The organism is Streptomyces kaniharaensis (genome assembly GCF_009569385.1).
GTDB classification, from domain to species: Bacteria; Actinomycetota; Actinomycetes; order Streptomycetales; family Streptomycetaceae; genus Kitasatospora; species Kitasatospora kaniharaensis.
Genome location: NZ_WBOF01000001.1, coordinates 4,559,539 through 4,583,429 on the forward strand (window position 1 = coordinate 4,559,539; position 23,891 = coordinate 4,583,429).

Annotated in this window: 18 protein-coding genes; 13 read left to right on the plus strand and 5 right to left on the minus strand. The window is 74.3% G+C overall.

From position 1 onward, the window contains the following. Window positions 1–9 precede the first annotated feature (9 nt). The 3 genes from ccrA to F7Q99_RS20615 form a co-directional block, all read right to left on the minus strand. The gene (gene ccrA, locus F7Q99_RS20605) at window positions 10–1,347 is read right to left on the minus strand and encodes a crotonyl-CoA carboxylase/reductase (RefSeq protein WP_153463440.1); all 1,338 of its coding nucleotides are present in this window, start codon (window positions 1,345–1,347) and stop codon (window positions 10–12) included. 371 nt (window positions 1,348–1,718) lie between these two features. Beyond that, a complete protein-coding gene (locus F7Q99_RS20610) occupies window positions 1,719–2,636 on the minus strand; it encodes a TetR family transcriptional regulator (RefSeq protein WP_153463442.1) in 918 nt (305 codons plus the stop codon). A gap of 194 nt (window positions 2,637–2,830) precedes the next feature. Continuing rightward, entirely contained in the window at window positions 2,831–4,606 is a 1,776-nt protein-coding gene (locus F7Q99_RS20615) for a 3-hydroxyacyl-CoA dehydrogenase family protein (RefSeq protein ID WP_153463444.1), read from the minus strand. A 471-nt stretch (window positions 4,607–5,077) separates the two neighbouring features. Between F7Q99_RS20615 and F7Q99_RS20620 the strand changes: the two genes are divergently transcribed. The 3 genes from F7Q99_RS20620 to F7Q99_RS20630 all read left to right on the plus strand — a co-directional run bounded on the left by F7Q99_RS20620 (window position 5,078) and on the right by F7Q99_RS20630 (window position 9,388). Further along, complete coding sequence (locus F7Q99_RS20620) at window positions 5,078–6,532, plus strand: type I glutamate--ammonia ligase (protein ID WP_153463447.1); 1,455 nt, start codon at window positions 5,078–5,080, stop codon at window positions 6,530–6,532. Between the two features lie 3 nt (window positions 6,533–6,535). Continuing rightward, window positions 6,536–7,654 carry an amidohydrolase family protein gene (locus tag F7Q99_RS20625; protein WP_326846922.1) on the plus strand — a complete coding sequence of 373 codons (1,119 nt, stop codon included), beginning with the start codon at window positions 6,536–6,538 and terminating at the stop codon, window positions 7,652–7,654. Between the two features lie 243 nt (window positions 7,655–7,897). After that, the gene (locus F7Q99_RS20630) at window positions 7,898–9,388 is read left to right on the plus strand and encodes a S8 family peptidase (protein ID WP_153463449.1); all 1,491 of its coding nucleotides are present in this window, start codon (window positions 7,898–7,900) and stop codon (window positions 9,386–9,388) included. A 110-nt stretch (window positions 9,389–9,498) separates the two neighbouring features. Here the strand turns inward: F7Q99_RS20630 and F7Q99_RS20635 are convergent, their stop codons facing one another. Continuing rightward, on the minus strand, window positions 9,499–10,392 hold the full coding sequence (locus F7Q99_RS20635; protein WP_326846923.1) for a HipA family kinase: 894 nt from the start codon (window positions 10,390–10,392) through the stop codon (window positions 9,499–9,501). Between the two features lie 113 nt (window positions 10,393–10,505). Between F7Q99_RS20635 and F7Q99_RS20640 the strand changes: the two genes are divergently transcribed. The 9 genes from F7Q99_RS20640 (at window position 10,506) to F7Q99_RS20680 (ending at window position 21,182) form a co-directional block, all read left to right on the plus strand. Continuing rightward, the gene (locus F7Q99_RS20640) at window positions 10,506–10,946 is read left to right on the plus strand and encodes an SRPBCC family protein (protein WP_153463451.1); all 441 of its coding nucleotides are present in this window, start codon (window positions 10,506–10,508) and stop codon (window positions 10,944–10,946) included. A 210-nt stretch (window positions 10,947–11,156) separates the two neighbouring features. Further along, on the plus strand, window positions 11,157–12,311 hold the full coding sequence (locus tag F7Q99_RS20645) for a glycosyltransferase (RefSeq protein WP_153463453.1): 1,155 nt from the start codon (window positions 11,157–11,159) through the stop codon (window positions 12,309–12,311). A gap of 333 nt (window positions 12,312–12,644) precedes the next feature. Further along, window positions 12,645–14,165, plus strand: a complete 1,521-nt coding sequence (locus tag F7Q99_RS20650) for an exopolysaccharide biosynthesis polyprenyl glycosylphosphotransferase (RefSeq protein ID WP_195911126.1) — start codon at window positions 12,645–12,647, stop codon at window positions 14,163–14,165. Window positions 14,166–14,172: 7 nt separating this feature from the next. Further along, the gene (locus F7Q99_RS20655) at window positions 14,173–15,537 is read left to right on the plus strand and encodes an O-antigen ligase family protein (protein ID WP_326846924.1); all 1,365 of its coding nucleotides are present in this window, start codon (window positions 14,173–14,175) and stop codon (window positions 15,535–15,537) included. Next, the gene (gene murJ, locus F7Q99_RS20660; protein WP_153463466.1) at window positions 15,534–17,267 is read left to right on the plus strand and encodes a murein biosynthesis integral membrane protein MurJ; all 1,734 of its coding nucleotides are present in this window, start codon (window positions 15,534–15,536) and stop codon (window positions 17,265–17,267) included. Before F7Q99_RS20655 ends, murJ begins: the two co-directional genes overlap by 4 nt. Continuing rightward, a complete protein-coding gene (locus F7Q99_RS20665; RefSeq protein WP_153463468.1) occupies window positions 17,257–18,156 on the plus strand; it encodes a polysaccharide deacetylase family protein in 900 nt (299 codons plus the stop codon). Before murJ ends, F7Q99_RS20665 begins: the two co-directional genes overlap by 11 nt. Next, complete coding sequence (locus F7Q99_RS20670; RefSeq protein ID WP_407697811.1) at window positions 18,150–19,268, plus strand: glycosyltransferase; 1,119 nt, start codon at window positions 18,150–18,152, stop codon at window positions 19,266–19,268. Before F7Q99_RS20665 ends, F7Q99_RS20670 begins: the two co-directional genes overlap by 7 nt. Before the next feature lie 40 nt (window positions 19,269–19,308). Beyond that, complete coding sequence (locus tag F7Q99_RS20675; protein WP_153463470.1) at window positions 19,309–20,013, plus strand: YveK family protein; 705 nt, start codon at window positions 19,309–19,311, stop codon at window positions 20,011–20,013. Beyond that, window positions 20,010–21,182 carry a GNAT family N-acetyltransferase gene (locus F7Q99_RS20680; protein ID WP_153463471.1) on the plus strand — a complete coding sequence of 391 codons (1,173 nt, stop codon included), beginning with the start codon at window positions 20,010–20,012 and terminating at the stop codon, window positions 21,180–21,182. The genes F7Q99_RS20675 and F7Q99_RS20680 overlap by 4 nt, the downstream gene beginning before the upstream one ends. 7 nt (window positions 21,183–21,189) lie before the next feature. On the opposite strand, the gene F7Q99_RS20685 is transcribed toward F7Q99_RS20680, so the two are convergent. Next, window positions 21,190–22,272 carry a glycoside hydrolase family 26 protein gene (locus tag F7Q99_RS20685; protein ID WP_153463472.1) on the minus strand — a complete coding sequence of 361 codons (1,083 nt, stop codon included), beginning with the start codon at window positions 22,270–22,272 and terminating at the stop codon, window positions 21,190–21,192. 389 nt (window positions 22,273–22,661) lie between these two features. Between F7Q99_RS20685 and F7Q99_RS20690 the strand changes: the two genes are divergently transcribed. After that, window positions 22,662–23,693: a hypothetical protein gene (locus F7Q99_RS20690; RefSeq protein WP_153463475.1), complete on the plus strand. Its 1,032-nt coding sequence runs from the start codon at window positions 22,662–22,664 to the stop codon at window positions 23,691–23,693. Window positions 23,694–23,891 lie beyond the last annotated feature (198 nt).

Genomic DNA, 23,891 nt, shown 5'->3' on the forward strand with positions numbered 1-23,891 from the left:
GGAAGGGCCTCAGACGTTCCGGAAGCGGTTGATGGCGTCGACGTGCTGGGCGCGGAACTCCTCGTCGCGCACGCCCAGACCCTCCTCGGGGGCCAGGCAGAGCACGCCGACCTTGCCCTGGTGCTTGTTGTGGTGCACGTCGAGGGCGGCCTGGCCGGTCTCCTCCAGGGAGTAGACCTTCGACAGGGTCGGGTGGATCTTGCCCTTGGCGATCAGGCGGTTGGCCTCGAAGGCCTCGCGGTAGTTGGCGAAGTGCGAGCCGACGATCCGCTTGAGCGACATCCACAGGTACCGGTTGTCGTACTGGTGCATGTAGCCGGAGGTGGAGGCGCAGGTGACGATGGTGCCGCCCTTGCGGGTGACGTACACCGAGGCGCCGAAGGTCTCCCGGCCCGGGTGCTCGAAGACGATGTCCACGTCCTCGCCGCCGGTGAACTCGCGGATCTTCGAGCCCAGGCGCTTCCACTCGCGCGGGTCCTGGGTGTTCTCGTCCTTCCAGAACTTGTAGCCCTCGGCGGAGCGGTCGATGATCGCCTCGGCGCCCATGGCGCGGCAGATCTCGGCCTTCTGCGCGCTGGAGACCACGCAGATCGGGGTGGCGCCGCCGGCCAGCGCGTACTGGGTGGCGTACGAGCCGAGGCCGCCGCTGGCGCCCCAGATCAGCACGTTGTCGCCCTGCTTCATGCCGGCGCCGTTGCGGGAGACCAGCTGGCGGTAGGCGGTGGAGTTGACCAGACCGGGGGAGGCGGCCTCCTCCCAGGTGAGGTGCTTGGGCTTGGGCAGCAGCTGGTTGGTCTTCACCAGGGCCAGCTGGGCCAGACCGCCGAAGTTGGTCTCGAAGCCCCAGATGCGCTGCTCCGGGTCCATCATCGTGTCGTTGTGGCCGTCCGGGGACTCCAGCTCGACCGAGAGGCAGTGCGCGACGACCTCGTCGCCGGGCTTCCAGGCGTTGACGCCGGCGCCGGTGCGCAGGACGACGCCTGCCAGGTCGGAGCCGACGACGTGGTACGGCAGGTCGTGGCGCTTGGTGAGCGGCGACAGACGGCCGTACCGCTCAAGGAAGTTGAAGGTGGAGACCGGCTCGAAGATCGAGCTCCACACGGTGTTGTAGTTCACCGCGCTGGCCATGACGGCGACCAGGGCCTCGCCGGGGCCCAGCTCGGGCAGGGCGACGTCGTCGAGGTGGAGGGACTTGCGGGGGTCCTTGTCGCGGCTGTCGAGTCCCGCGAACATCTGCTCCTCGTCCTTGTGGAGCGTCACCGCTCGGTAGGACTCGGGGAGCTTGATGGCGGCGTAGTCCTCCGACGTGGCGTCGTTGCTGAGGATCGCGTCGAGGATTTGCTGCATGGCTCTGCCTCCGAAGGCGTACCTGTGTGAGGGCGCACAGGGCGTCTGGGGGAGCCGGGAGCGGACACCGGCTTCGCTGAGGTGGGTGGTGGGCGGGTCAGGCGGACGGCCCGGGTGGGCCGACGGGACTGGCTCTGCTCCCGGGGTGTGGGAACGCCGGACGACGGCGCGCCGAGGTGGGGAGCCGCGGCGCCGCTGACTGGTGGGTAACAAGTTACTGGCACCCTGTGCCACTCGTAAAGACACCGGGTGTCATGAATTCCGGCGAGTTCGAGTGCCGGTCGAGAGGTGTCGAAGGGGTACGAAAAGGGCCCGCGCCGATTCCTCGGCGCGGGCCCTCGATACCGCTTCGACCTGCGAAAATACGGCCGTCAGGCTGGTTGGGAGCCGCTCAGCGCGGCCCGGATGCTGTCCACCACCACGTCCAGCGGAGCGTCCGTCCGGGCGACTGTGATGAGCACCTCACCTCCGGGGGTGGCACTCAGTGCGCTCGCCGCCACAGCCTCATCGGTGCCCCCACTGGCACCGGGTGCCACCAGGGGCCCCCGGCGCCTGGCACCCGGCGCGCTGGACGCCCAGAACGTCCGCCGGATCACCTCGAAGGAGTGGTCCAGCTGCGCCTCCACGTCCCCCCGGCCACCGGCCCGCAGCCAGCGCCGCAGCACGTGGTTGTGCGCCGCCACCACGGCCGCCGCCGACACCTCGGCCAGCATCGAGTCGTCCTCGCTGCCGCGCTGCCAGCCCGAGGGGATCTCCTCGCCGGTGTCGAACCGGCCCAGCAGGTACCGGGTGAACAGCCGCTCGTACCGGGCCACCACGGCGATCTCCCGCTCGCGCAGCGCCGGGACCTGGCGGATCAGCTGGTACCGCGCGACCGACACCCCGGGGGTGGAGGCGTACATCCGCAGCACCTCCTTGATGCCCCGGCAGACCACGTCCAGCGGGTGCTCCTCGGGCTCGGCGCTGGCCAGCAGGTCGGCCACCCGGACGAGCGTGTCGTCGTGGTCCGGGAAGATCGCCTCCTCCTTCGACCGGAAGTACCGGAAGAAGGTGCGCCGGGCCACCCCGGCCGCCGCCGCGATCTGGTCGACCGTGGTCTCCTCGTAGCCCTGCGAGGCGAACAGGTCCATCGCGGCCGTGGCCAGGTCCTGGCGCATCTGCTGGCGCTGCGCCGCGGCCCGGCGGCTGCCCGGCCCGCCGTCCGGCCCGGTGCCCCCGGCCGACGCCGGCCGGTCGGCGCCGCGCGGTACGGCGGTGTGCTGCGGGGTGGCTGACTGAACCCGATCCATGTCCGGAACGCTACACGGCCCCGGCGGCGTGCCGGCCGCCCTTCCCCGGCGGACCGGCGCGACCGGGCCGGTCACGGCCGGTCTGGGCCAGTGGGCGGTCCCCGCCCCGGGGCTCCAGGCGGTCCTCGGCTGGCCTGCGGCGATCCCGGCCGGCGCCGCTCCACGCGGAGCGGCGCCCCCGGTCGGCGACGTGGTCACCGGCGCGCGTGGTCGCGGAACCCGCGGCCGGTCTTGCGGCCCAGGCAGCCGGCCGCGACGAGGTGCTCCAGCAGCGGCGCGGCGGCCAGGCCCGGCTCGCGGAACTCCTGGTGCAGCACCTGCTCGATGGTCAGCGAGACGTCCAGGCCGACCACGTCCAGCAGCTCGAACGGGCCCATCGGGTAGCCGCAGCCGAGCTTCATCGCGGTGTCGATGTCGTCCACCGTCGCGTAGTGCTCCTGGAGCATCCGCACCGCGTCGTTCAGGTAGGGGAAGAGCAGCGCGTTGACGATGAAGCCGGCCCGGTCGCCGCACTCCACCGGGTGCTTGCGCACCTTGGCGCACAGCTCCAGGACGGTCGCGGTGACGTCCGGCGCGGTCAGCACGGTGGAGACCACCTCGACCAGCTTCATGGCCGGCGCCGGGTTGAAGAAGTGCATGCCGACCACGTCCCGCGGCCGCGAGGTGGCGGTCGCACAGCTGATCACCGGCAGCGAGGAGGTGGTGGTGGCGAGCACCGCACCCGGCTTGACGATCTTGTCCAGGGTGGCGAACAGCTCCCGCTTGACCGCCAGGTCCTCGGCCACCGCCTCGACCACCAGGTCGACCTCGGCCAGCTCGGTGTACTGGCCGACCGGCGTCACCAGGGCCAGCGTGGCGTCCCGCTGCTCCTCGGACATCCGGCCCTTGGCGACCGAGCGATCCAGCGACTTCGCCAGCTGCGCCTTGGCCTTCTCCGCCTTCTCCTGGCTGCGGGCGGCCAGCAGCACCGGGTGGCCGGACTTGGCGAACACCTCGGCGATGCCGGTCGCCATCGTGCCCGAGCCGCAGACGCCGACCGTCCGCACCTCGCGGCCCGCCACCTTGGGCTGCGCCGGCCCGGTGGCCGCGTCGACGGCCTTGGACGAGCCGGGCGCCTCGTAGGTGTAGAAGCCGCGGCCGGACTTGCGGCCCAGCAGCCCGGCCGAGACCAGCTGGCCGAGGATCGGCGCGGGCGCGTGCAGCCGGTCCTTGGACTGCTCGTACATCGCCTCCAAGACGGTCCGCGCGGTGTCCACGCCGATCAGGTCGAGCAGCGCCAGCGGGCCCATCGGCAGGCCACAGCCGAGCCGCATCGCGGCGTCGATGTCCTCGCGGGAGGCGTACTTGGACTCGTACATCGCCGCGGCCTGGTTCAGGTACGCGAACAGCAGGCCGTTCACCACGAACCCGGCCCGGTCGCCGGCCGCGACCGGCTCCTTGCCGAGGTCCCGGGCGAGCGCGGCGGCGTCCACCGCCACCTGCGGGGCGGTCAGCACGGTGCGGACCACCTCGACCAGCTTCATGGTGTGCACCGGGTTGAAGAAGTGCAGGCCGAGCACGCGGTCCGGGCGGGCGGTGGCGGCGGCGATCCGGGTCACCGAGAGCGCGGTGGTGCCGGTGGCCAGCACCGTCTCCGGGGGGCAGATCCGGTCGAGCTCGGCGAAGATCTCCCGCTTCAGCTCCAGCTGCTCGGGCACCTCCTCGATCACCAGGTCGGCCCCGGCGGCGGCCGGCAGCTCGTGGCCGACCGAGATCAGCGCGAGCAGCGCGGCGCGCTCCTCGGCGGTGATCCGCTCCCGGTCGACGGCGTGCGCGGTGGCCTCCTCGATCCGGGCCAGCGCCCGGGCGGCCGAGTCCTCGGTGGCCTCGATGCCGATCACCCGGCGGCCGCTCTTGGCGACCGCCACGGCGACACCGGCACCCATCGTGCCGAGGCCGACCACGGCGACCGTGGGGAAGGGACGCTCCATCTGTCCTGACTCCTAGTCATGAGGGGCCGCGCGCGCTCCGGCGGGCACGCCGCCGCGCCCGTACGCATGCCGGGGGCGGCCGCCGCCGGAGGAGGGTCCGCGCGCGGGGGCTGGGGAGGTGACGGTTACGGCCCACCGGCGCAGCGGCCGGTCCGCTCCGGCCGAACTGCGGGTGTGCCGTGGTGCTCAGGCGCTCGAGGTGAAAGGAAGCGACGCTGATACGAGGAGAGAATCCGGCCGCCGCGGTTGGCGGCACCGGCCGGTGAAAGACGCACCCGGTACCCGTCGGTGCGGCTCCCGAAGCCCGACGGCGGTGCGTGCGGCCACTGTAGCGAAGCTACTGCCGAGTAGGAAGAGGGGCGGCCGCGAAGAGTGCGGCCGCCCCGAACGGGTGAACGGGGGCACGGGCGTCCGTTCCCATCACTCGATAGGGGAGTTACGCGGACCCGGCGCGCGGGGCAGCATGAAGACATGAGCATCGGAACCGTCACCGCCGACTCCGCCGCGGGCGCGTCCTCCTCCGGTCCCACCGGAGGCCTCGACGGCCACCTCGCCGCCGTCGCGCTGCCCCCGCGCGCCGAGCGCGCCGAACGAGCCGAGGCCGCCGCCGACCGGCTGCGCACGGCCGGCGTCGAGGCGGTGGCCGTCACCTGGGTGGACAACGCGGGCATCGCCCGGGTCAAGGCCGTCCCGCTGAGCGGCCTGGTGCGTGCGGCCCAGTGGGGCATCGGCGCCGCACCCTGCTTCGACGTGTTCCTCGCCGACGACGCGATGACCACCAGTCCGGTGATCGGCGGCCCCACCGGGGACCTGCGGCTCTACCCGGACGTCGACCGGGCCGTCCCGCTGGCCGCCCAGCCCGGCTGGGCCTGGGCCCCCGGGGACCGCCACACCCAGGAGGGCGCCCCGCACCCCGGCTGCCAGCGGCTGTTCGCCCGCCGCATGGCGGCCGCCGCGGCCGCGCGCGGGCTCGGCCTCAAGGCCGGCATCGAGATCGAGTGGGTGGTCGCCCTCGCCGGGGCGCCGCAGGACGAACCGCAGTACCCCACGCACGGCCCGGCGTACGGGATGCACCGGCTCACCGACCTGTCCGACTACCTGCGGGACGTCCTGCGCGCCCTCGGCGAGCAGGGGCTGAACGTCCTGCAGATCCACCCCGAGTACTCCCCGGGCCAGTTCGAGGTCTCGCTCGCCCCCGAGGACCTGGTCGGCGCCGCCGACACCTCCGTCCTGGTCCGGCACACCATCCGGGCGGTCTCCGCCCGGTACGGCCTGCGGGTCTCGTTCGCCCCCGTGGTCGAGGCCGGCACGGTCGGCAACGGCGGCCACCTCCACCTGAGCCTCTGGCGGGACGGGCAGAACCTCGGCCGCGGCGGCTCCGGCCCGCACGGTCTGACCGCCGAGGCCGAGGGCTTCCTCTCCGGGGTGCTCGGCGCGATGCCCGAGCTGCTGGTGCTCGGCTGCTCCAGCCCGGCCGGCTACCTGCGGCTGGTGCCCTCGCGCTGGGCCGGCGCCTACCAGTGCTGGGGCCTGGAGAACCGGGAGGCGGCCCTGCGCCTGGTGACCGGCTCGACGGGAGAGCGGTCCGCCACCGCCAACGCCGAGATCAAGTGCTTCGACGCCAGTGCCAACCCCTACCTCGCGGTCGGCGCCGTGGTCGCCACCGGCCTCGCCGGGCTGGACCAACGGCTCGCCCTGCCACCGGAGTTCACCGGCGACCCGGCCGCCGCCGCACCCGGCACGGTGCCCCGGCTGCCGGCGGGCCCGGCCGAGGCGCTGGCCGCGTACGAGCACTCGGCGGTGCTCCGCGAGGCGCTCGGCGAGCCGCTGTACCAGGCGGTGCTGGCGGTCCGCCGGGCCGAGGCCGAGCAGTACGCCGACGCCACCCCCGAGCAGCTGGTCGCGGCCACCCGCTGGCGGTTCTGACCGGTGCCGCCGCTGGACGTTCCCGCGCTCGTCGACCACCACTGCCACAGCGTGGTCGCGGCCGACCTCGCGGACGACGCCCTGGCCGGGCTGCTCACCGAGTCCGACCGGCCGCCCGCGCCCGGCACCTCGCCGTTCGACAGCGCGCTCGGCCTGGCCGTCCGGCGCTGGTGCCCGCCCGCACTCGGCCTGCCGGTGCACGCCCCGGCCGCCGACTACCTGGCGCGGCGGCGCGAGCTGGGCGCCGCCGAGGCCACCCGCCGGCTGCTGGCCGCCGCCGCGCTGGACACCTGCCTGGTGGACACCGGGCTGACCGCCGCGGCGGGCCGTCCGCTGCTCCCGCTCACCGAGTTCGCCGAGGCCGCCGGGGCCCGGGTGCGCGAGGTGGTGCGGCTGGAGTCGGTCGCCGAGGCGGTGCCGGCGACGGCCGGGGACTGGCCGCGGGCCGTCCGCGAGGCGCTGGCGGGGGCCGCCGCCGGGGCCGTCGCGGTCAAGTCGGTGCTCGCCTACCGGCACGGCCTGGCCGTCCCGCCCGAACGGCCCGCGACGGCGGCCGTGGTGGCCGCGGCCGGGGCATGGCTGCGTTCCGGGCACGGCCGGCTGACCGACCCGGTCCTGCTGCACCACCTGCTCTGGACCGCCGTGGACGTGTGCGCCGAGCTGGGCCTGCCGCTCCAACTCCACACCGGTTTCGGCGATCCGGACCTCACCCTGCACCTGGCGGACCCGTCGCTGCTCACCGGCTTCGTCCGGGCGGCCGAGCCGAGCGTTGTCCCGCTGGTGCTGCTGCACGGCTACCCCTACCACCGGCAGGCCGCCTGGCTGGCGCAGGCCTTCCCGACCGTGTACACCGACCTCGGGCTGACCGCCTCCTACACCGGGCCCCGGGTGGCCGAGGTGCTCGGCGAGATGCTGGAGCTGGCGCCGTTCGGCAAACTCCTGTTCTCCACCGACGCGTACGGGCTGCCCGAGCTGTACCTGGTGGGCTCGGCTCAGTTCCGACACGGAATAGGCGAGTTGCTCACACGCTGGCGGGCGGTCGGCGCCTGTTCGGAGGCGGACGCCGAGCGGGTGGTGCGGCTGGTCGCCGCGGACAACGCACGTCGGCTGTACGCGCTTTAGAGTGCCCCTGCGGCGCCTGACGCCGTGCCAGTGCGACCCTGGCGCATGGCGGGCCATCACTTTTTAACAATATGACGTGCTGTTTGCCTTGTTAATCCGCAGTCGTCAGGCCTCTGTTGCCAATCTGGTTGTGACGATTGGATGACTACCTCTTGCGCATATCAACGCATATTCATTAGCGTCCCGATCATTCCATCGCACCTGCCAACGCAGCTGCATGACGACGCGGGAGGGCCAACCCCTATGAGTGTTTCCCGGATCAGCCGGACCCGGTACGCGGCGGTGGGCCTCGTGCTCGCCACCGCCGGCGCCCTCGCGCTGCCGGCGGGCACCGCCGTCGCGGCCCCGGCGGCCGATTCGACGACCGGTCCGCTGCTCAGCTACGTGGTCAACACCAAGGCCAACCACGGCCAGGTGCAGAAGGTCGAGAAGGCCGTCACCTCGCTGGGCGGCACGGTGGTGTACTCGTACGAGCAGATCGGCGTCGTCATCGCCCGCTCGAACGACACCAAGTTCGCCGAGAAGCTGCGCCTGGCCAAGGGTGTCGACTCCGTCGGCGCCAGCCGCACCAAGGGCATCACCGCCGCGGACTCGCAGAAGGCCGAGGTCGCCGACGCCCCCACCGCCGCGCCCGCTCCCGGTCAGGAGCCGTACGAGGCCAACCAGTGGGACATGCGCATGATCGGCGTCGACAAGGCGCACAAGATCTCGCTCGGCAGCCGCAACGTCACCGTCGGCGTGCTGGACTCCGGCATCGACGCCACGCACGAGGACCTGGCCGCCAACGTGGACGCCTCGCAGTCGGTCTCCTGCATCGACGGCGGCAAGCCGAACACCGACTGGAAGGCCTGGCAGCCGGGCCCCGACGGTGACCACGGCACCCACGTGGCCGGCACCATCGCCGCCGCCAAGAACGGCAAGGGCATCGTCGGCATCGCGCCGAACGTCAAGCTGGCCGCGGTCAAGGTCGTGGACAACGGCGGGTTCATCTACCCGGAGTACGCGATCTGCGGCTTCGTGTGGGCCGGTGAGCACCAGTTCAAGGTGACGAACAACAGCTACTACGTCGACCCGTGGATGTTCAACTGCCCGAACGACAAGGACCAGGCGGCCATCTCGGACGCCGTCCGCAAGGCCGTCGCGTTCTCGCAGCGCAAGGGCGTCCTCAACGTGGCCGCGGCCGGTAACGAGAACATCGACCTCGCCCACAAGACCACCGACGTCAGCAGCCCGGACGACACCACCCCGGGCACCCGCCCGGTCACCAACGACTGCCTGTCGCTGCCGACCGAGCTGCCGGGCGTCATCGCCGTCTCTTCGGTGGGCGTCAAGGGCGACAAGGCCTACTACTCCAGCTACGGCAAGGGCGTCGTGACCGTCGCCGCGCCGGGTGGCGACCGCCGCTTCCAGATCCCGGACACCCCGGACAAGAACGGCCGCATCCTGTCCACCATCCCCGGTGGCAAGTATGGCTACATGCAGGGCACCTCGATGGCCTCCCCGCACGCCACCGGTGTGCTCGCCCTGCTCGCCAGCACCTTCCCGTGGGCCAGCCCGGAGGAGCTGACCGAGATGCTGACCAGCCAGGCCGAGTCGCACCCGTGCCCGACCGGCGCGTTCAGCCCGGGCGGCACCGGCGAGTGGAAGGCCACCTGCGAGGGCGGCGAGAACGACAACGGCTTCTACGGCGCGGGCATCATCAACGCCGAGAAGGCGGTCCAGTGGTGGCGCTGACGCGCTGACCGCGGCGACACCTGAACACTGAGCCGGGGAGCGGGCCCTTTGGTCCCGCTCCCCGGCCGTTCTTTAGGCACCCGTGCCCACGGTCGGACAGACCCCGGCACTCACTCGAAACGGTGCTCCCACACCGTCTCGACGGACGGCTTGCCGTGCAGGTCCGGGACCTCCTGGAGCCAGGCAGGCCGTCCGGCCCTGGTCCGCGCCGCCCGCCGCCGCTCCGCCTCGCGCAGCTGCTCGGGCGTGGCGAAGCCCTCCGGCAGCCACTGGGACGAGAGCACCGCCCGCGCCGCCAGGTGGGTGACGTACGCGTGCCGCACCGCGTCCACCGAGTCGAAGCCGGGCTCGTCGGCCAGCCACTCGTCCGGGACCAGCGCCAGTACCTCCTCCAGCAGCCCGACGGTGGCCAGCGGGCCGAGCTCCTCGTCGGCCAGCCGGACGTCCGGGGCGCAGCCGCCCAGCGCGTGCGCGCTGAGGTCGTACCGCTTGCCGACGGCCGCCTCGGCGGTTGCCCAGCGGTGGTGGAAGATCAGCGCGGCGCCGTTGTCGATCAGCCAGAGCCGCCCGTGCCAGACCACCAGGTTGGGGTTGTGCACGGTGCGGTCGACGTTGCCGGTGAGGGCGTCCAGCCAGACCACCCGTCCGGCCTCGGCGGAGTCCACCGGGGCCAGGCCGGGCCGGTAGTCCCGCGCGCCGGGCAGCAGGTCCATCCCGAGGTTGAGGCCACCGCTGGCCTTGAGCATGTCCTGGATCTCGGTGTCCGGCTCGTCCGCGGCGACCGCCGGGTCGAAGTCCACCAGCCGCAGCTCCGGGACGCGCAGGCCGAGCCGTCGGGCGAGTTCGCCGACGATCACCTCGGCGACCAGCGCCTTGCGGCCCTGCGCGGCGCCGGTGAACTTCACGACGTACGTGCCGAGGTCGTCCGTCTCCACGACGCCGGGCACCGAGCCGCCGGCCCGCAGGGGGTCGACGTAGCGCACTGCTGTCACCTGTTCGAGCACACCGGCCACCCTACGGCCTGCCCGCCGGAGTGCGAGCCCCGGAAGGCCCGGAGCCGGGCGCTGTGGTTGGCTTGCCGCTGAGAACGGAACCACCACACGAGGAGAGCAAGGTCATGGGACAGGTGCTGGCCACCACCGAGCGGGTCTACGACGCCGCCCCCGAGCGGGTGTACGAGGCGCTGGCCGACTACCAGGTGACCCGCCCGAAGCTGCTGCCCGCGCAGTACAGCGAGTACGAGGTCCGGGCCGGCGGCACCGGCGCCGGCACCCAGGTGCACTGGAGGCTCCAGGCCACCGAGAAGCGGGTGCGGGACTGCCTGTTCACCGTCTCCGCCCCGAAGCCCGACCAGCTGGTGGAGACGGACGCCAACTCCAGCATGGTGATCACCTGGACCGTCGCCGCGGCCGGCGAGGGCCGGTCGAAGGTCACCGTCTCGGCGACCTGGCAGGGCGCGAGCGGCATCGGCGGTTTCTTCGAGCGCACCTTCGCCCCGAAGGGCCTGAACCGGATCCACGACCAGGTGCTCGCCAACCTGGCCGCCGAGGTTCGCTGAGCCCGCGGTACCGTCCGGAAGTTCCGCGGTGATCCGGCCCTTTGATCCGGCCGTTCCATCCGGCCGGAATCCAGCCGGTAATTCGCTTGGCGATTCGAGGAGTTCGCCCACCCGTACGAGCCACGAGCCGTACGGGTGGACGGGCCGCCACCTGTGGGTGACGGGGGCGGCCCGGTGCGGGGGAGCGAGCCTAGGCTCGCCGCCGTGCATATGACGATCCTTCACATTTCGCAGCCGGTGGACGGCGGAGTCGCCCGCGTCGTCGTCGATCTGGTCCGGGGCCAGCGGGAGGCCGGTCACCGGGTGCTGGTGGCCTGTCCGCGAGGCGGGCGGCTGGCCGAGGAGGCCGCCGCCGTGGGCGCGCTGGTCCGGGACTGGCCCGCCGAGCGCTCGCCCGGGCCGCGCACCGTCGCCGAGGCCTGGCGGCTTCGCCGGATCGTCCGGGCCGCCGCGCCCGACGTCGTCCATCTGCACAGCGCCAAGGCCGGGTTGGCGGGCCGGCTGGCCGTCCGCGGTGCGGTGCCGACCGTCTTCCAGCCGCACGCCTGGTCCTTCGCCGCCGTGGACGGCGCGCTCGCCACCGCCACCCTGCGCTGGGAGCGGTTCGCGACCCGCTGGGCGCACCGGGTGCTCTGCGTCAGCGTCCAGGAGCGGGCCGACGGCGTCGCCGCCGGGGTGCACGCCGACTGGGCAGTGGTGCCCAACGGTGTGGACGTCCGCCACTACGCGCCCGCCGACCGTCGGGCCGCCCGGATCGCGCTCGGCCTGGACCTGGACGCCCCGCTGGCGGTCTGCGTGGGGCGGCTGTGCCGGCAGAAGGGCCAGGACGTGCTGCTGGCCGCCTGGCCGGAGGTGCTGGGCCGGGTGCCGCAGGCCCGGCTGGCGCTGGTCGGCGGTGGGCCGGAGGAGCAGCGGCTGGCGGAGCTGGTGCGGGAGTCGGCCGAACCGTCCCGGGTCCGGCTGGTGGGGGACGTGCCGGATCCGCGGCCGTGGCTGGCGGCGGCCGATCTGGTGGTGCTGCCCTCGCGCTGGGAGGGGATGGCGCTGGCCCCGCTGGAGGCGATGGCGGCCGCCCGTCCGGTGCTGCTGACCGACGTGCCCGGGGCCCGCGAGTGCCTGCCCCCGGCCGAGCGCGAGCACGCGGTCGTCCCGGCCGGGGACGCGACGGCGCTGGCCGTCCGGATGGCCGAGGCGCTGTCCGACGCGATCGAGTGCGGGCGGCGCGGTGCCCGTCTGCGTGATCACGTGGTCGCCCGGCACGACGTCCGCACGGTGGTCGAACAGGTGGATGCTCTGTACCGGCACCTGCTGGGGGCCGGTCCGGCGGCCGGGCGTCGCCGCACCCGTGTCCCGGAGCGAATCTGATCGTTTCACATGCCGTGAATGCCCGCCGCTCAGGCGCTGTCGTATTCCACCCTCAGCCGGACAAGGGCGAGGCGTCACATCCGAATTGACCTATTCATGGGCGGCTGGCATGAAATGGCAAGTCGACTTCCGGCATGCAAGTCCCGATTCGGCACCGTCTGATTCTGCCTGCTTCGTGTCGATGTCATGTCGGAAGTTCGCGAGAGAACCGAGAGCCGCCGAAGGCAGCGAGTGCTGTCGGGACCGCGCCCGCCGGGCCGGGACGGCCGCTGCGCGCCAGCCGGAGCCGGGGCGTCGTCACCCCGGGCACACAGCAGGGGAGTTCGTGCGCTGATGACCATTGACCACGACAGCGTGCCGCGATCCGACCGGACCCTCTCCGGCCTGCGGCCGGGCACCGGGCTGCTCGACCGCCCGGCCCGATCGGCGCCCACGGAGGCGGTGCCGCCGCCACGCCGGCATCGCAGGGCGGTCCCCTCCCGGCTCGCCCTGCCGCTCGCGCTGGTCCAGGTCGACGCGATCGCGCTCTGCGCCGCCATCGGCATCGCCAACCGGGTGCTCGACCCGGCCCTGCGGGTCGCGCCCCTGGCCGGCGCCGCCGGCGTGCTCCCCCTGCTGCTGCTCCTCAACCTCGCCGGCGGCCTCTACCGCACCCGGCTCACCCTGTCCGTCCTCGACGAACTGCCCGCGCTGGCCGTCCGGGCCGTGGTCGCCACCGCGTTCGCCATCACCCTCACCGGCTGCCTGGACGGCCGCTGGCCCGACTCCGGCCCGGCCACCCCGGCCCGGCTCACCGCCCTGCTCGGCGCCCTGCTGCTGATCGCCGCCCTCGGCCGGGCCGTGCTCTACCACCTCGTCCGGCGGGTCCGCTGCAGCCGCCCCAGCCCGGTGCTGGTGCTCGGCGCCGGCCGGCTCGGCCGCCGGGTCGCCGCCGCCCTGCGCGAGCGCGGCGAGTACGGGATGCGCCCGGTCGGCTTCCTCGACGCCGACCCGCCACTGCTGGGTGGCGACACCGATCTGCCCGTGCTCGGCGGCCGCGAGGTCCTGGAGCGCGAGATCCGCCGCCACCGCGTCCAGCACGTCGTCGCCACCGGAGGCGCCGCCGACGAGGCCGAGACCGCCGCCGCCCTGCGCGACGCCGCCCGGCTCGGCTGCGAGGTCTGGCTGGTGCCAGCGCTGCGCGAGTACGGCTCGCTGCCCATCGGCGGGCCGGCCGGCGGCGACCACCTGTGGGGCTTCCCCTGCCTGCAGGTCGGCCGCCCGGCGATGCGCCGCCCCGGCTGGGCCGCCAAGCGCGCCCTGGACGTCACCGCCGCCGCGCTCGGCCTGCTGCTGCTCGCCCCCGTCCTGATCCTGTGCGCGCTCGCCGTCCGCTTCGACACCGGCCCCGGCGTGCTCTTCCGCCAGCAGCGCACCGGGCTGGACGGCCGGGTCTTCACCGTCCTCAAGTTCCGGACCCTGCGCCCCAGCAACGAGCACGAGTCGGCGACCCGCTGGAACATCGCCCAGGACCACCGGATGGGCGCCGTCGGCCGGCTGCTGCGCCGCAGCTCGCTGGACGAACTGCCGCAGCTGTGGAACGTCCTGCGCGGCGACATGAGCCTGGTCGGGCCTCGCCCCGAACGCCCCTACTTCGTCATGCGGTTCGGCCAGGCCTACCCCGAGTACGCGGACCGCCACCGCGTCCCGGTCGGCCTCACCGGCCTCGCCCAGGTCAACGGCCTGCGCGGGGACACCTCGATCGAGGACCGGGCCCGCTTCGACAACCGCTACATCGAGAGCTGGAGCCTCTGGCAGGACGTCAAGATCCTGTGCCGCACCGCGGCCCTGATGCTCCACCCGGACGGAAGCTGACCAGCGCGTGGCCCTCACCATCCCCACCGTCCTCGGGGCCTGCCGCGGGCCGGCCCTGCGGAAGGCGCTGCCCGCGCTCGCCGACCGGCCCAGCCTGCTCGCCGCCGCCACCGTGCTGCTGGTCTGCGTGCCCACCGGCGAGAAGGACGTCACCGCGGCCGTCCACGTCACCGCCGCCGACCTCGCCTCGCTGGCGCTGGTCGCGCTCACCGCGCTGAACCTGCTGCGCGGGCGGCTGCCCGCCGTCAGCACGGCCACCTGTGTAAAGTTCGCGGGGATTGTGGTCGCCGCCGCCGTCGCCACCGTCGGCTCGATCGACCCGGCCGCCAGCGTCACCGGCTTCGTCCGGCTCACCCAGGTGTTCGTCCTGGTGCCGGCCGCGGTGCTCTGCTCGCTGCGCGACCGCACCGACCAGCGGCTGGTCCTCGGCTCCTTCGTGGCCGCCGCGCTGATCCAGGGCGTGGTCGGCGCCCACCAGTACCTCACCCGGACCGGCGCCTCCTACACCGGCCAACCGATCCGGGCCGTCGGCACCTTCGGCGCCCTCGACATCATGGCGATGTCCACGGTCGTCGGCTACGGCCTGCTCGCCGCGCTGGCCGTCGCCCTCGGCGAGCGCCACCCCGGCGGGAACGCCCGGCTGCGCCGAGCGATGTTCGGCGCCGCCGCCTTCCTCGTCCTCCCGCTCGCCGTCTCGTTCAGCCGCGGCAGCTGGATCGCCACCGGCGTCGCCGCCACCGTCCTGCTGCTGCGCGCCGACGCCCGCCTCCTCGTCCGCGGCGCCGTCCTCGGCCTGGCCGCCGCGGTCGTCCTGATCGGCGGCCTCGGCCTCGACGCCTCCGGCGTCACCCGGCGGCTCAGCTCGATCGGCTCCGTCTCCGCCGCCCCCGACCAGTCCGTCTCCGATCGCTACGACCTGTGGGCCACCGCCGGACGGATCTGGCAGGACCACCCCGTCCACGGCGCCGGCCCCAAGGCCTTCCAGCAGCTGCGCGACAGCCACGCCCCGCTGCGGCTCTCCTCCGGGAGCGACGCCGCCGACTCCACCATCGGCTTCCAGCGCGAGCCGCTGCTCTCCCCGCACAACATGTACTTCCTGGTGCTCAGCGAGCAGGGCCTGATCGGCATCGTCGCCTACGGCGCGCTCTTCCTCGGCCTGCTGCTCGGCTGCCTGCGCCGCTCCCGCGGCCCGGGCCTGGCGGCGCAGGCCCTGCTCACCTGGGTGCTCGTCGACTTCCTGTACGCGGACATCGGCGGCACCACCACCGTGCTGACCTCGGTCGTCCTCGGCCTCGCCGCGCGTGCGGCCCGGCCCGCCGCGGAGCGGTCGGCCGACTCCACTCCCAAGTCCACCGGGGTGCAAGCGACATGACCACCGAACAACCCGCGGCAGTCGCGGCCGAACCCACCACGGGACCGGTCCCCGGGCCGCGTGCCGCGGCCGCCGCGGAGCCCCGGGCGGCCGCCCCCAGGCGCGGCTTCGTCGCCAGGGCCTTCGGCGTCACCGCCGTGCTCACCGCGGCCGGCTCCGTCCTCGGCATGCTCCGCGACCTGCTGCTCGCCAGCTTCTTCGGTGCCAACCAGGGCACCGACGCCTTCCTGGTCGCCTGGACGGTGCCGGAGACGGCGGCGCCGCTGCTGATCGAGGACTGCATGGCCTTCCTGATGGTGCCCGCCTTCAGCCTCGCCCTGGTGCTGCGCGACGAGCGGCCCGAAGGCCCCGACCCGGTACGGCAGTTGGCGCGCGTCACGCTGCCCGGTCTGCTGCTGGTGCTGTGCACCCTCACCCTCGGCGCCGCCCTCGGTGCCCCCCGGCTCGTCGAACTGCTCGCCCCCGGGCTCGCCGACCCGGGCCTCGCCGTCACCTGCACCCGGATCACCGCGCTCACCATCCTGCCGTTCGGCCTCGCCGGCTATCTCGGCTCCGCCCTGCGTGCGCACCACAGCTTCCTCGCACCGGCCGGCATCTACGTGGCGTACAACCTCACCATCCTCACCGCGCTGCTCAGCGGCCACGAGCTGCTCGGGGTGAAGTCGGCCGCGATCGGGGTGGCCGTGGGCGGCGTGCTGATGGCCGGCGTGGTGGCCGTGCCGATCGGCCGCCGGCTGCGCCAGGGGCGCCGCACCCGGGTACGGTCCTCGCTCGCCGACCAGGGCCTGGTACTGATCCCGCTGGCCGTCCTCCCGATGGTCGCCTTCACCCTGACCCGTCAGGCGCAGGTCTTCGTCGAGCGGTACCTGGGGTCGGCGCTGCCCCCGGGCAGCATCTCGCACCTCAACTACGCCGCCAAGATCTCCCAACTGGCCATGACCGTGGCCATCCTGCTGGTGACCGTGACCTTCCCGCTGGTCGCCCGCGCGCTCGCGGCCGGGGACATGGAAGCCGCCCGCGACCGGGTGGAGAAGGACCTCGGCCAGGGCGCCGCGCTCGTCCTGCTCGGCACCGCCTTCCTGATGGCCTGCGCGCCGTCGGTCGTCGCGATGGTCTTCGAGCACGGCCAGTTCGGTGCGCACGACACCGCCGCCACCGCCGCGGTCATGCGGGTCTACAGCTTCGGCCTGCCCGCCCAGGCCCTGATCGGCGTCATGATCCGGCCCTTCTTCTCGATGCGCCCGGTGGTGCGCCGGGCCGGCGACCCGGGGCCCGACGGCGGCGGGCGGCGCCTCCTCGACTGGTACCCGGTCGCCGCCATGGCGCTGGGCCTGGTGGTCACCGTCACCGTAGGCCTGCTCGCCACCCCCCGCTTCGGCGCCGTCGGGCTCGCCGCCGGGAACGCGGCGGGCATCACCGCGACCGCGGCGCTGTTGCTGCGCGGCCTGGTCCTGCGCGGCATCCCGCTGCGGCTGCACCGGGTGCTCGGCGGCCACGCCCGGCTGCTGGCCACCGCCGCCGGAGCCGCCGTCCTCGGCACGGCCGCCGCCGGGCTGTTCGCCGATCCTCTGCTCTCGACCCTGTTCGGGGGCCTCACCGTGGCGCTGGCCTTCGCCGCCCTCGGCACCGCGCTCGGTGCCCGCGAGGTGCGCGACCCGGTCCTCGCCGCCGTCCGGGCCCTGAAACCGCCAACTGCCGCCGATGAAGGGAAGCTTCCCCATGGACACTGAACGGGGAACCGTCCGTTCGGCCCGGGCGGGCGTACGCCGCGCCGCCGTGCCGGCCGCAGCAGCCGCCCCCCGCGAGGCCCGGAACCCTCAGGCGCGCCTGCCCGGAAGCCACCGTCCGCCTGGTGAACCGCCCGGCCACGGCTCCTCCTGGCCGTGGATCCTGATGTACCACTCGGTGGCGGTCGAGAAGGACGACCCGTACCGGCTCACCGTCAGCCCCGACCGGTTCGCCGAGCAGATCGCCTGGCTGCACCGGCGCGGCCGGCGCGGCGTCTCGGTCCGCGAGCTGATGCGGGCCCGCGCCGCCGGGCGGGACGACAAGCTGGTCGGGCTCACCTTCGACGACGGCTACGCCGACTTCGCCCGGCACGCCGCGCCGATCCTGCAGGCGTACGGCTTCACCGCCACCGCGTACGTCGTCGCCGACCTGCTCGGCCGGGCCAACGACTGGGACACGGAAGGGCCGCGCAAGAAGCTCCTCACCGTCCAGGAGGTCACCGAACTCGCCGCCGCCGGCTGGGAGATCGGCTCGCACGGCCTCGGCCACCGGTCGCTGCCCGGCCTGCCGGCCCGCGTGCTCGCCGTCCAGACCCGGGAGAGCCGCCGGGTCCTGGAGGAGGTCGTCGGCGGACCGGTCACCGGCTTCTGCTACCCGTACGGCCACGTCGACCTGCCCGCCACCCTGGCCGTCCGGGACGCCGGCTACGACTACGCCGTCGCGATCGCCCACTCCCAGCTGACCGGCCGCTACGCGCTGCCCCGCTGCTACGTCGGGGACCGCGACGGCGCCTGGCGGCTGCGCGCCAAACGCGGCCGGCACCAGCTGCGCGAGACCGTCACCGAGCTGCGCCGCAGCCGCCTCGCCGCCCGCCGGAGGGCCGCGTGGTGAGAGTCCTGCACATCGTCACCGGCCTCGCCTCCGGCGGCGCCGAGCGCCAACTCCACCTGCTGATCCGGCACCTGCCGCCGCACCAGCAGTGCGAGGTGCTGGCGCTGACCAACCCCGGCACGGTCGCCGCCGCGCTGCGCGCCGACGGCGTCACCGTCCACCACCTGGGCATGCGCGGCAACCGCGACCTCGGTGCGCTGCCCCGGCTGGTCCGGCTGGTCCGCACCGGCCGCTACGACCTGGTGCACACCCACCTCTACCGGGCGCAGCTGTACGGCCGGCTCGCGGCGCGCCTGGCCGGGGTCCGCGCGGTGGTCGCGACCGAGCACTCGCTGCACGCCGGGGTGATCGAGGGCCGCCCGGTCACCCGCGGCGTCAAGGGCCTCTACCTGGCCGCCGAACGCCTCGGCACCACGACCGTCGCGGTCTCCCGGCAGGTCGCCCAGACGCTGCACTCCTGGGGCGTCCCGCCGGCCCGGGTCGAGCTGATCCCGAACGGCATCGACGCCGCCCGCTACCGCCGCCCGGACGCCGACCGAGTCGCCGCCCGGCACCGGGTGCGGGCCGAACTCGGCCTGCCGCAGGGGAGTTGGGCGGTGGGCGGGATCGGCCGGCTGGTGCCCGGCAAGCGCTTCCACGTCCTGCTGGAGGCGCTCGCCGAACTCGACCCGGCCACCCGGCTGGTGCTGATCGGCGAGGGCCCGGAACGCGCCGCCCTGGAGCGACGAGCCACCGAACTCGGCGTCCGGGACCGCCTGGTGCTCACCGGCGAGCGCGACGACGTGCCCGACCTGCTCGCCGCGCTGGACGTGCTCGCCGCCCCCTCCACCGAGGAGACCTTCGGCCTCGGCGTCCTGGAGGGCCTCGCGGCGGGCCTGCCGGTGCGGCACAGCGCCTGCCCGGCGCTCGACGAACTGCCGCCCAGCGCCGCCCCGCAGGCCCGCCGCGTCCCGTCCGAGGCCGCCGCGTACGTCACCGCGCTGCGCGAGCTGCGGCACCTCAACGACCACACCGCCGACCCCCTGCCGCACCCGCCCGCGGTCGGCCACTACGACATCGCCCGGGTCGCCGCCGACCTGGGCGCCCTGTACGACCGCCTGGCGCGCGCCTGACCGGCCGGTCGCCGGCCCTCATCTCCAAGGAGTCACACCCATGACCACACCGCACGGAAGCGCGCGCCGCCTGGCCCGCCGCTGGTGGCCGGTGGCGCTCGCGGTGCCGCTGGGCGCCGTGGCCGGCGGCGGGTACGCCGCCGTCTCGCACCCCTCGTACGCCGCCAGCTCCTACGTGCTCGTGGTGCCGCAGAGCCCGGGCGAGGCCGCCACCGCGACCAGCTTCGCCCAGGCGTACGGGCGGCTGGCCGGGCAGCCGCAGGTGCTCGCCGCGGCGGCCGCCGAGACCGGCCACACCCGGGCCGAGCTGGCGTCCGTGGTGCACGGGACGACCTCGCCGGACGCCCCGATGATCGAGATCACCGGCACCGGCGCGCGGCCGCAGGAGGCCGCCAGGACCGCGGATGCGGTGGCCCGGTCGCTGGTGGCTTTCGCCAACACCAGCAGCAGGGACACCAACGTCCGGCTGGTGTCGCTGGCCCCGGCCGCCGAACCGGACAAGCCGACCACGCCGTCCGCCCAGCTGGACGTCGCGGTCGGCGGCGCGGCCGGACTGCTGCTGGGCGCACTGGTGATGATGGCCCGCCGCCGCGGCGAGGCCGGCGCCGCGGACGTGCCCGAGACGCTCGCCGCCACCGCTGCCCCGGCCGCCCCGAGCACCCCGCGCCCGCGGACGGCGGCCGTACCCGTCGCCAGGGCCGCCGCCGCAGCCGAGGACGAGGCCGCCGCCGGGAGCGGGCGATGAACACCGGGGCACGGCCCGCCGCCCTGCCCGCCCCGGCCGGCGAGCCGGCGCGCGGGGCCCGCTGGACCACCGAGCTGCGCCGCGAGGACGACGCCCTCGAGACCCTCGCCGAGGAGTGGGACGCCCTGGCCGCCCGCTGCCGGACGGCCACCTTCTTCCAGTCCACGCACTGGCAGCGCTCCTGGTGGCGCCACTACGGCACCCCGGGCGGCCTGCTGGTGGTGCTGGTCCGCCGGGGCGGCCTGCTGGTCGGCGCGGGCGCCTTCCGGCGGCTCGGCGGCCCGCTCGGCGGGCTGACCGGCCTCGGCGACGGGCTGATCGACTTCACCGACGTCCTGCTCGACGACGACTGCGCCGACCGGGCCGCCGCCGAGTTCGCCGCCGCCCTCCCGCTCACCCGTCCCTGGCACACCCTGGAACTGCGCGAGGTCCACCCCGAGGCGGCGGTGCAGCGGGTGTTCGAGCACTGGCGGGGCCGGCGCCGCCGGTTCCAGGACTCGCTCTGCCAGTACCTGCCGGCCGTCCCGATGGAGCAGTTGCTCAAGCGGCTGCCCGGCAAGACCGCCCAGCGCAACCGGGTCAAGCTGCGCAAGATCGCCGAGGCCGGGGTCGAGGTCCGCTCGACGCCGGTGGAAGAGGTGCCGGCGGCGGTGGAGAGCCTGCTGCGGCTGCACTTCCTGCAGTGGCGGGAGCGCGGCGTGACACCGGAGCACCGGACCGAGCGCTTCGCCCGGCACCTGGCCGAGTCCACCACCGCACTGGTCGCCTCCGGCGGCGCCGCCGTCCACCAGTTCCGGCTGGACGGCGAGCTGATGGCGGTGACCCTGCTGCTGCTCTGCCCGTCCTTCGGCGGCCTGTACCTCTACGGTGTGCACCCGGCGCTGCGCGAGCGGCTGGACATCGCCGGGCTGCTCTTCGGCGCGGCGCTGGACGCGACGGTCGGCGCCGGCATTCCGGTGCTCAGCCTGCTGCGCGGCCAGGAGCCGTACAAGCAGCGCTGGCGGCCGGAGCAACTGTCCAACCAGCGGCTGCTGTTCGGGCCCGCCGGGCCGGCCCCGGCAACCACCGCCCGGGCCGCCACGGTACGGGCCCGGCAGTCGGCGGTGCACGTCCTGCGGACCCGCTTCCCGCGGCTCAAGGAGGCGCTGGTGGCCCACCGCCTCAGCTGACGGCCCGCTACGGGCGGGCCGGCTTCGCCGTCTCCGGGCCGGTCGAGGACGCGCCCTTCGAGCCCGACATCAGCTCCCGGAAGCGGGCGCTGGAGCGCGGATTGCGGTCGCACTGGAAGAACCCGTGCGGGCAGTAGTCGGTGACGGTCTGGTAGGCGGTGTCGTGGGTGCGCATCCACTCGACCATCCGCTGCACGTACTCCGGGTTGTCCCCGTTCCGGAACAGTCCCCACTCGGGGTACGAGACGGGCTTGCCGTGCCTGGCGGCGAACTCCACCTGGTCCTGCAACCCGTAGGGTTCGCGCACGTAGTCGTCGAAGGTGCCCCCGGCCGGCTGGTCGTAGCTGTCCATGCCGATGATGTCGACCACGTCGTCGCCGGGGTAGCACCTGGTCCACGGGATGGCGTCCAGCCCCCGGTTCGGGGTGAAGTCGAAGCGGAAGCGCTGCCCGGGCACCGAGCGCATCACCGTGACGATCCGCCGCCAGTACGCCTTCCAGGCGGCCGGGTCGGGCTTGCAGCGGTGGGTGTAGGTGACGCCGTTCATCTCCCAGCCGAGGGTGAGCACGGTGTCCGCGCCGCCGAGCGCGACCAGCCGGTAGGCGAGCTTGAGGAAGTGCCGGTCGAAGTCGCCGCGCGCGCCCTGGCCGAGCAGCCTGGCGACCTCGCCGTCCGGCACGTTCGCCTCGCTGGGCACCAGCATCGGCACGCCGAGGACGAGCACCCGGAACGGGTCGGCCAGCCGCCACTGCGACCACATGCCGAGCACCACCGGCTCGCCCTCGACGTCCGCCCAGCTGTTGCCCGCCAGATAGGTGTGGCCGACCTGGAGGTTGGCGTCGCCCAGCCACTGCGCGTACTGGCCGATCTGCGGGATGTGGTCGTCCCAGGAGCCGACGAAGGCGCCGAACGGCGGCTCGTGGTGGGGCCGTTGGACGGCCGGGCGGGGCGCGGCGCCGCGCGGCTCGAAGGCGTCCGAGGAGAGGGCTTGCCCTTCCGTCCGGCTGAGCGGCGTCCCGGCCGGGACGCTGGCGGTGGCCATCAGCAACAGCAGGGCGGCGGCGGCCAGCGTCAGGCGGCCGAATCGCATGGTCTCTCCTCGGGCGGAGCGGAGCGGGGCTGGGCGGGCGGGGCCGGTCGAGGGGTGGACGGACCGTGGCGCCCCGCTCGCCGACAGTAGGCCCGGCGGGCGTCCGAATGGCCGAATGTCACCCTAAAGTGGGCGATATATTCGAACGGCTGCTGATGTGACGGCGGCCGGTCGCCCGTCGTGTATCACCTCGGTAACAGTCCGGACCGGCTTCAGCCCCTACACCCGGCGGGCCGTACCGGCCGGCGCCGGACCCGGGCGGTCCCGACGGCGCAGGTCGGCGGGCGGGTGCGCGCGGCGGGCGCGAGCGCCGGGACGTGCGGTCCGTACGACGGACCGGTGGCGTTTCCCGGCTGACTGGCGTGCCCGCCGAAAGGTAACCTCCGCACGTGTCCTGGAAGCCGCTGCGTGTACTGACCCCCCGCTCGATCCTGCCCGCCCTGGCGGTGATGCTGGTCCTTGCGGCCGGAGCGGCGGCGCACGCCAACAAGCCGGTGCCGTTCGGCGACCGGGTGGCGGGGCCGGGCGACGCGGAGGCCACCCCGGTGAACTCCCAGTCGCTGAACGCGGCGGACCTGGACCTGAAGGTCGGCCCCGGCCTGGAGGCCTACCACAAGCAGAGCGGCGAGCAGGCGTGGTCGTACCGCCGCGAGGGCGCCACCGCGCTGTACCTGGCGATGGCCGGGGAGAACGCCATCGTGCTCTGGGACGACGGCCTGGTCACGTCCGTGCGCCCGGGCGACCACGAGGTGCGCTGGCACCGGGCGGTGCCCGGCCTCGCGGACTGGCTGCGCAGTGACGGCGAGCCGGGCGCCGAGAAGCGGACCGAGGAGCAGCGCAGGCAGCTCGCCCAGGCGCGGGCCGCGGCGGCGCTGCACACCGTCCAGAAGAACTCCCCGTGGGTGGCCGTCGTCACCCCCAACCTGACCATGGGTCTGCGCGACGCCGACGGCGACCTGCGCTACAACTCCAAGCCGCCGGGCAGTTGCGTCTACGACCCGCTGCGTACGGTGGGCACCGACTACGCGGTGCTGATCCCGCGCAGCTGCCCGGGCAGCAACGGGCAGCCCGTCTCCGGCGGCATCAGCGGCTACCGGCTGGACAGCACCGGCTGGCAGCTGAACGCCGGCCCGGCCGTGCAGATCAAGGCGGTGGACGGTAGCCGGGTGCTGATCACGGACGGTCCGATCGTCCCGCCCAAGGTGTTCGACACCAAGGCCGCGGCCCCCGAGGTCGCCTGCGGCAGCCCGGCCGCGCCGTTCGCCGCCGTCCGTCCGCGGGGCGCCTGCGCGGACCCGGGGACGACCCCGACGGCGGACGCGACGCCGACGCCGGCCCCACCGGCGGACCAGCCCACCGTGCAGCCGTCGGCTCCGGCCACCGACCAGCCCAGCGCGCAGTCGACGGACCAGCCGCAGTAGCGCCGGAGCTTCTGCCGGGCCGCCGGTACCCCGGGACGGTAATCCTCCGGGGGTCGCCGCGCGGCCCGGTAGACTTGCCGCCATGGCTGTTCTCTCCGGGCAATAGCGGGCGAGCGGCGCCGCCCCGTGCGCTGTGCCGACCGCCGACGAGCCCACCAACCCGCCGCCCGGCCCTGTGCTCCGCCCAGGCGCCCGCCC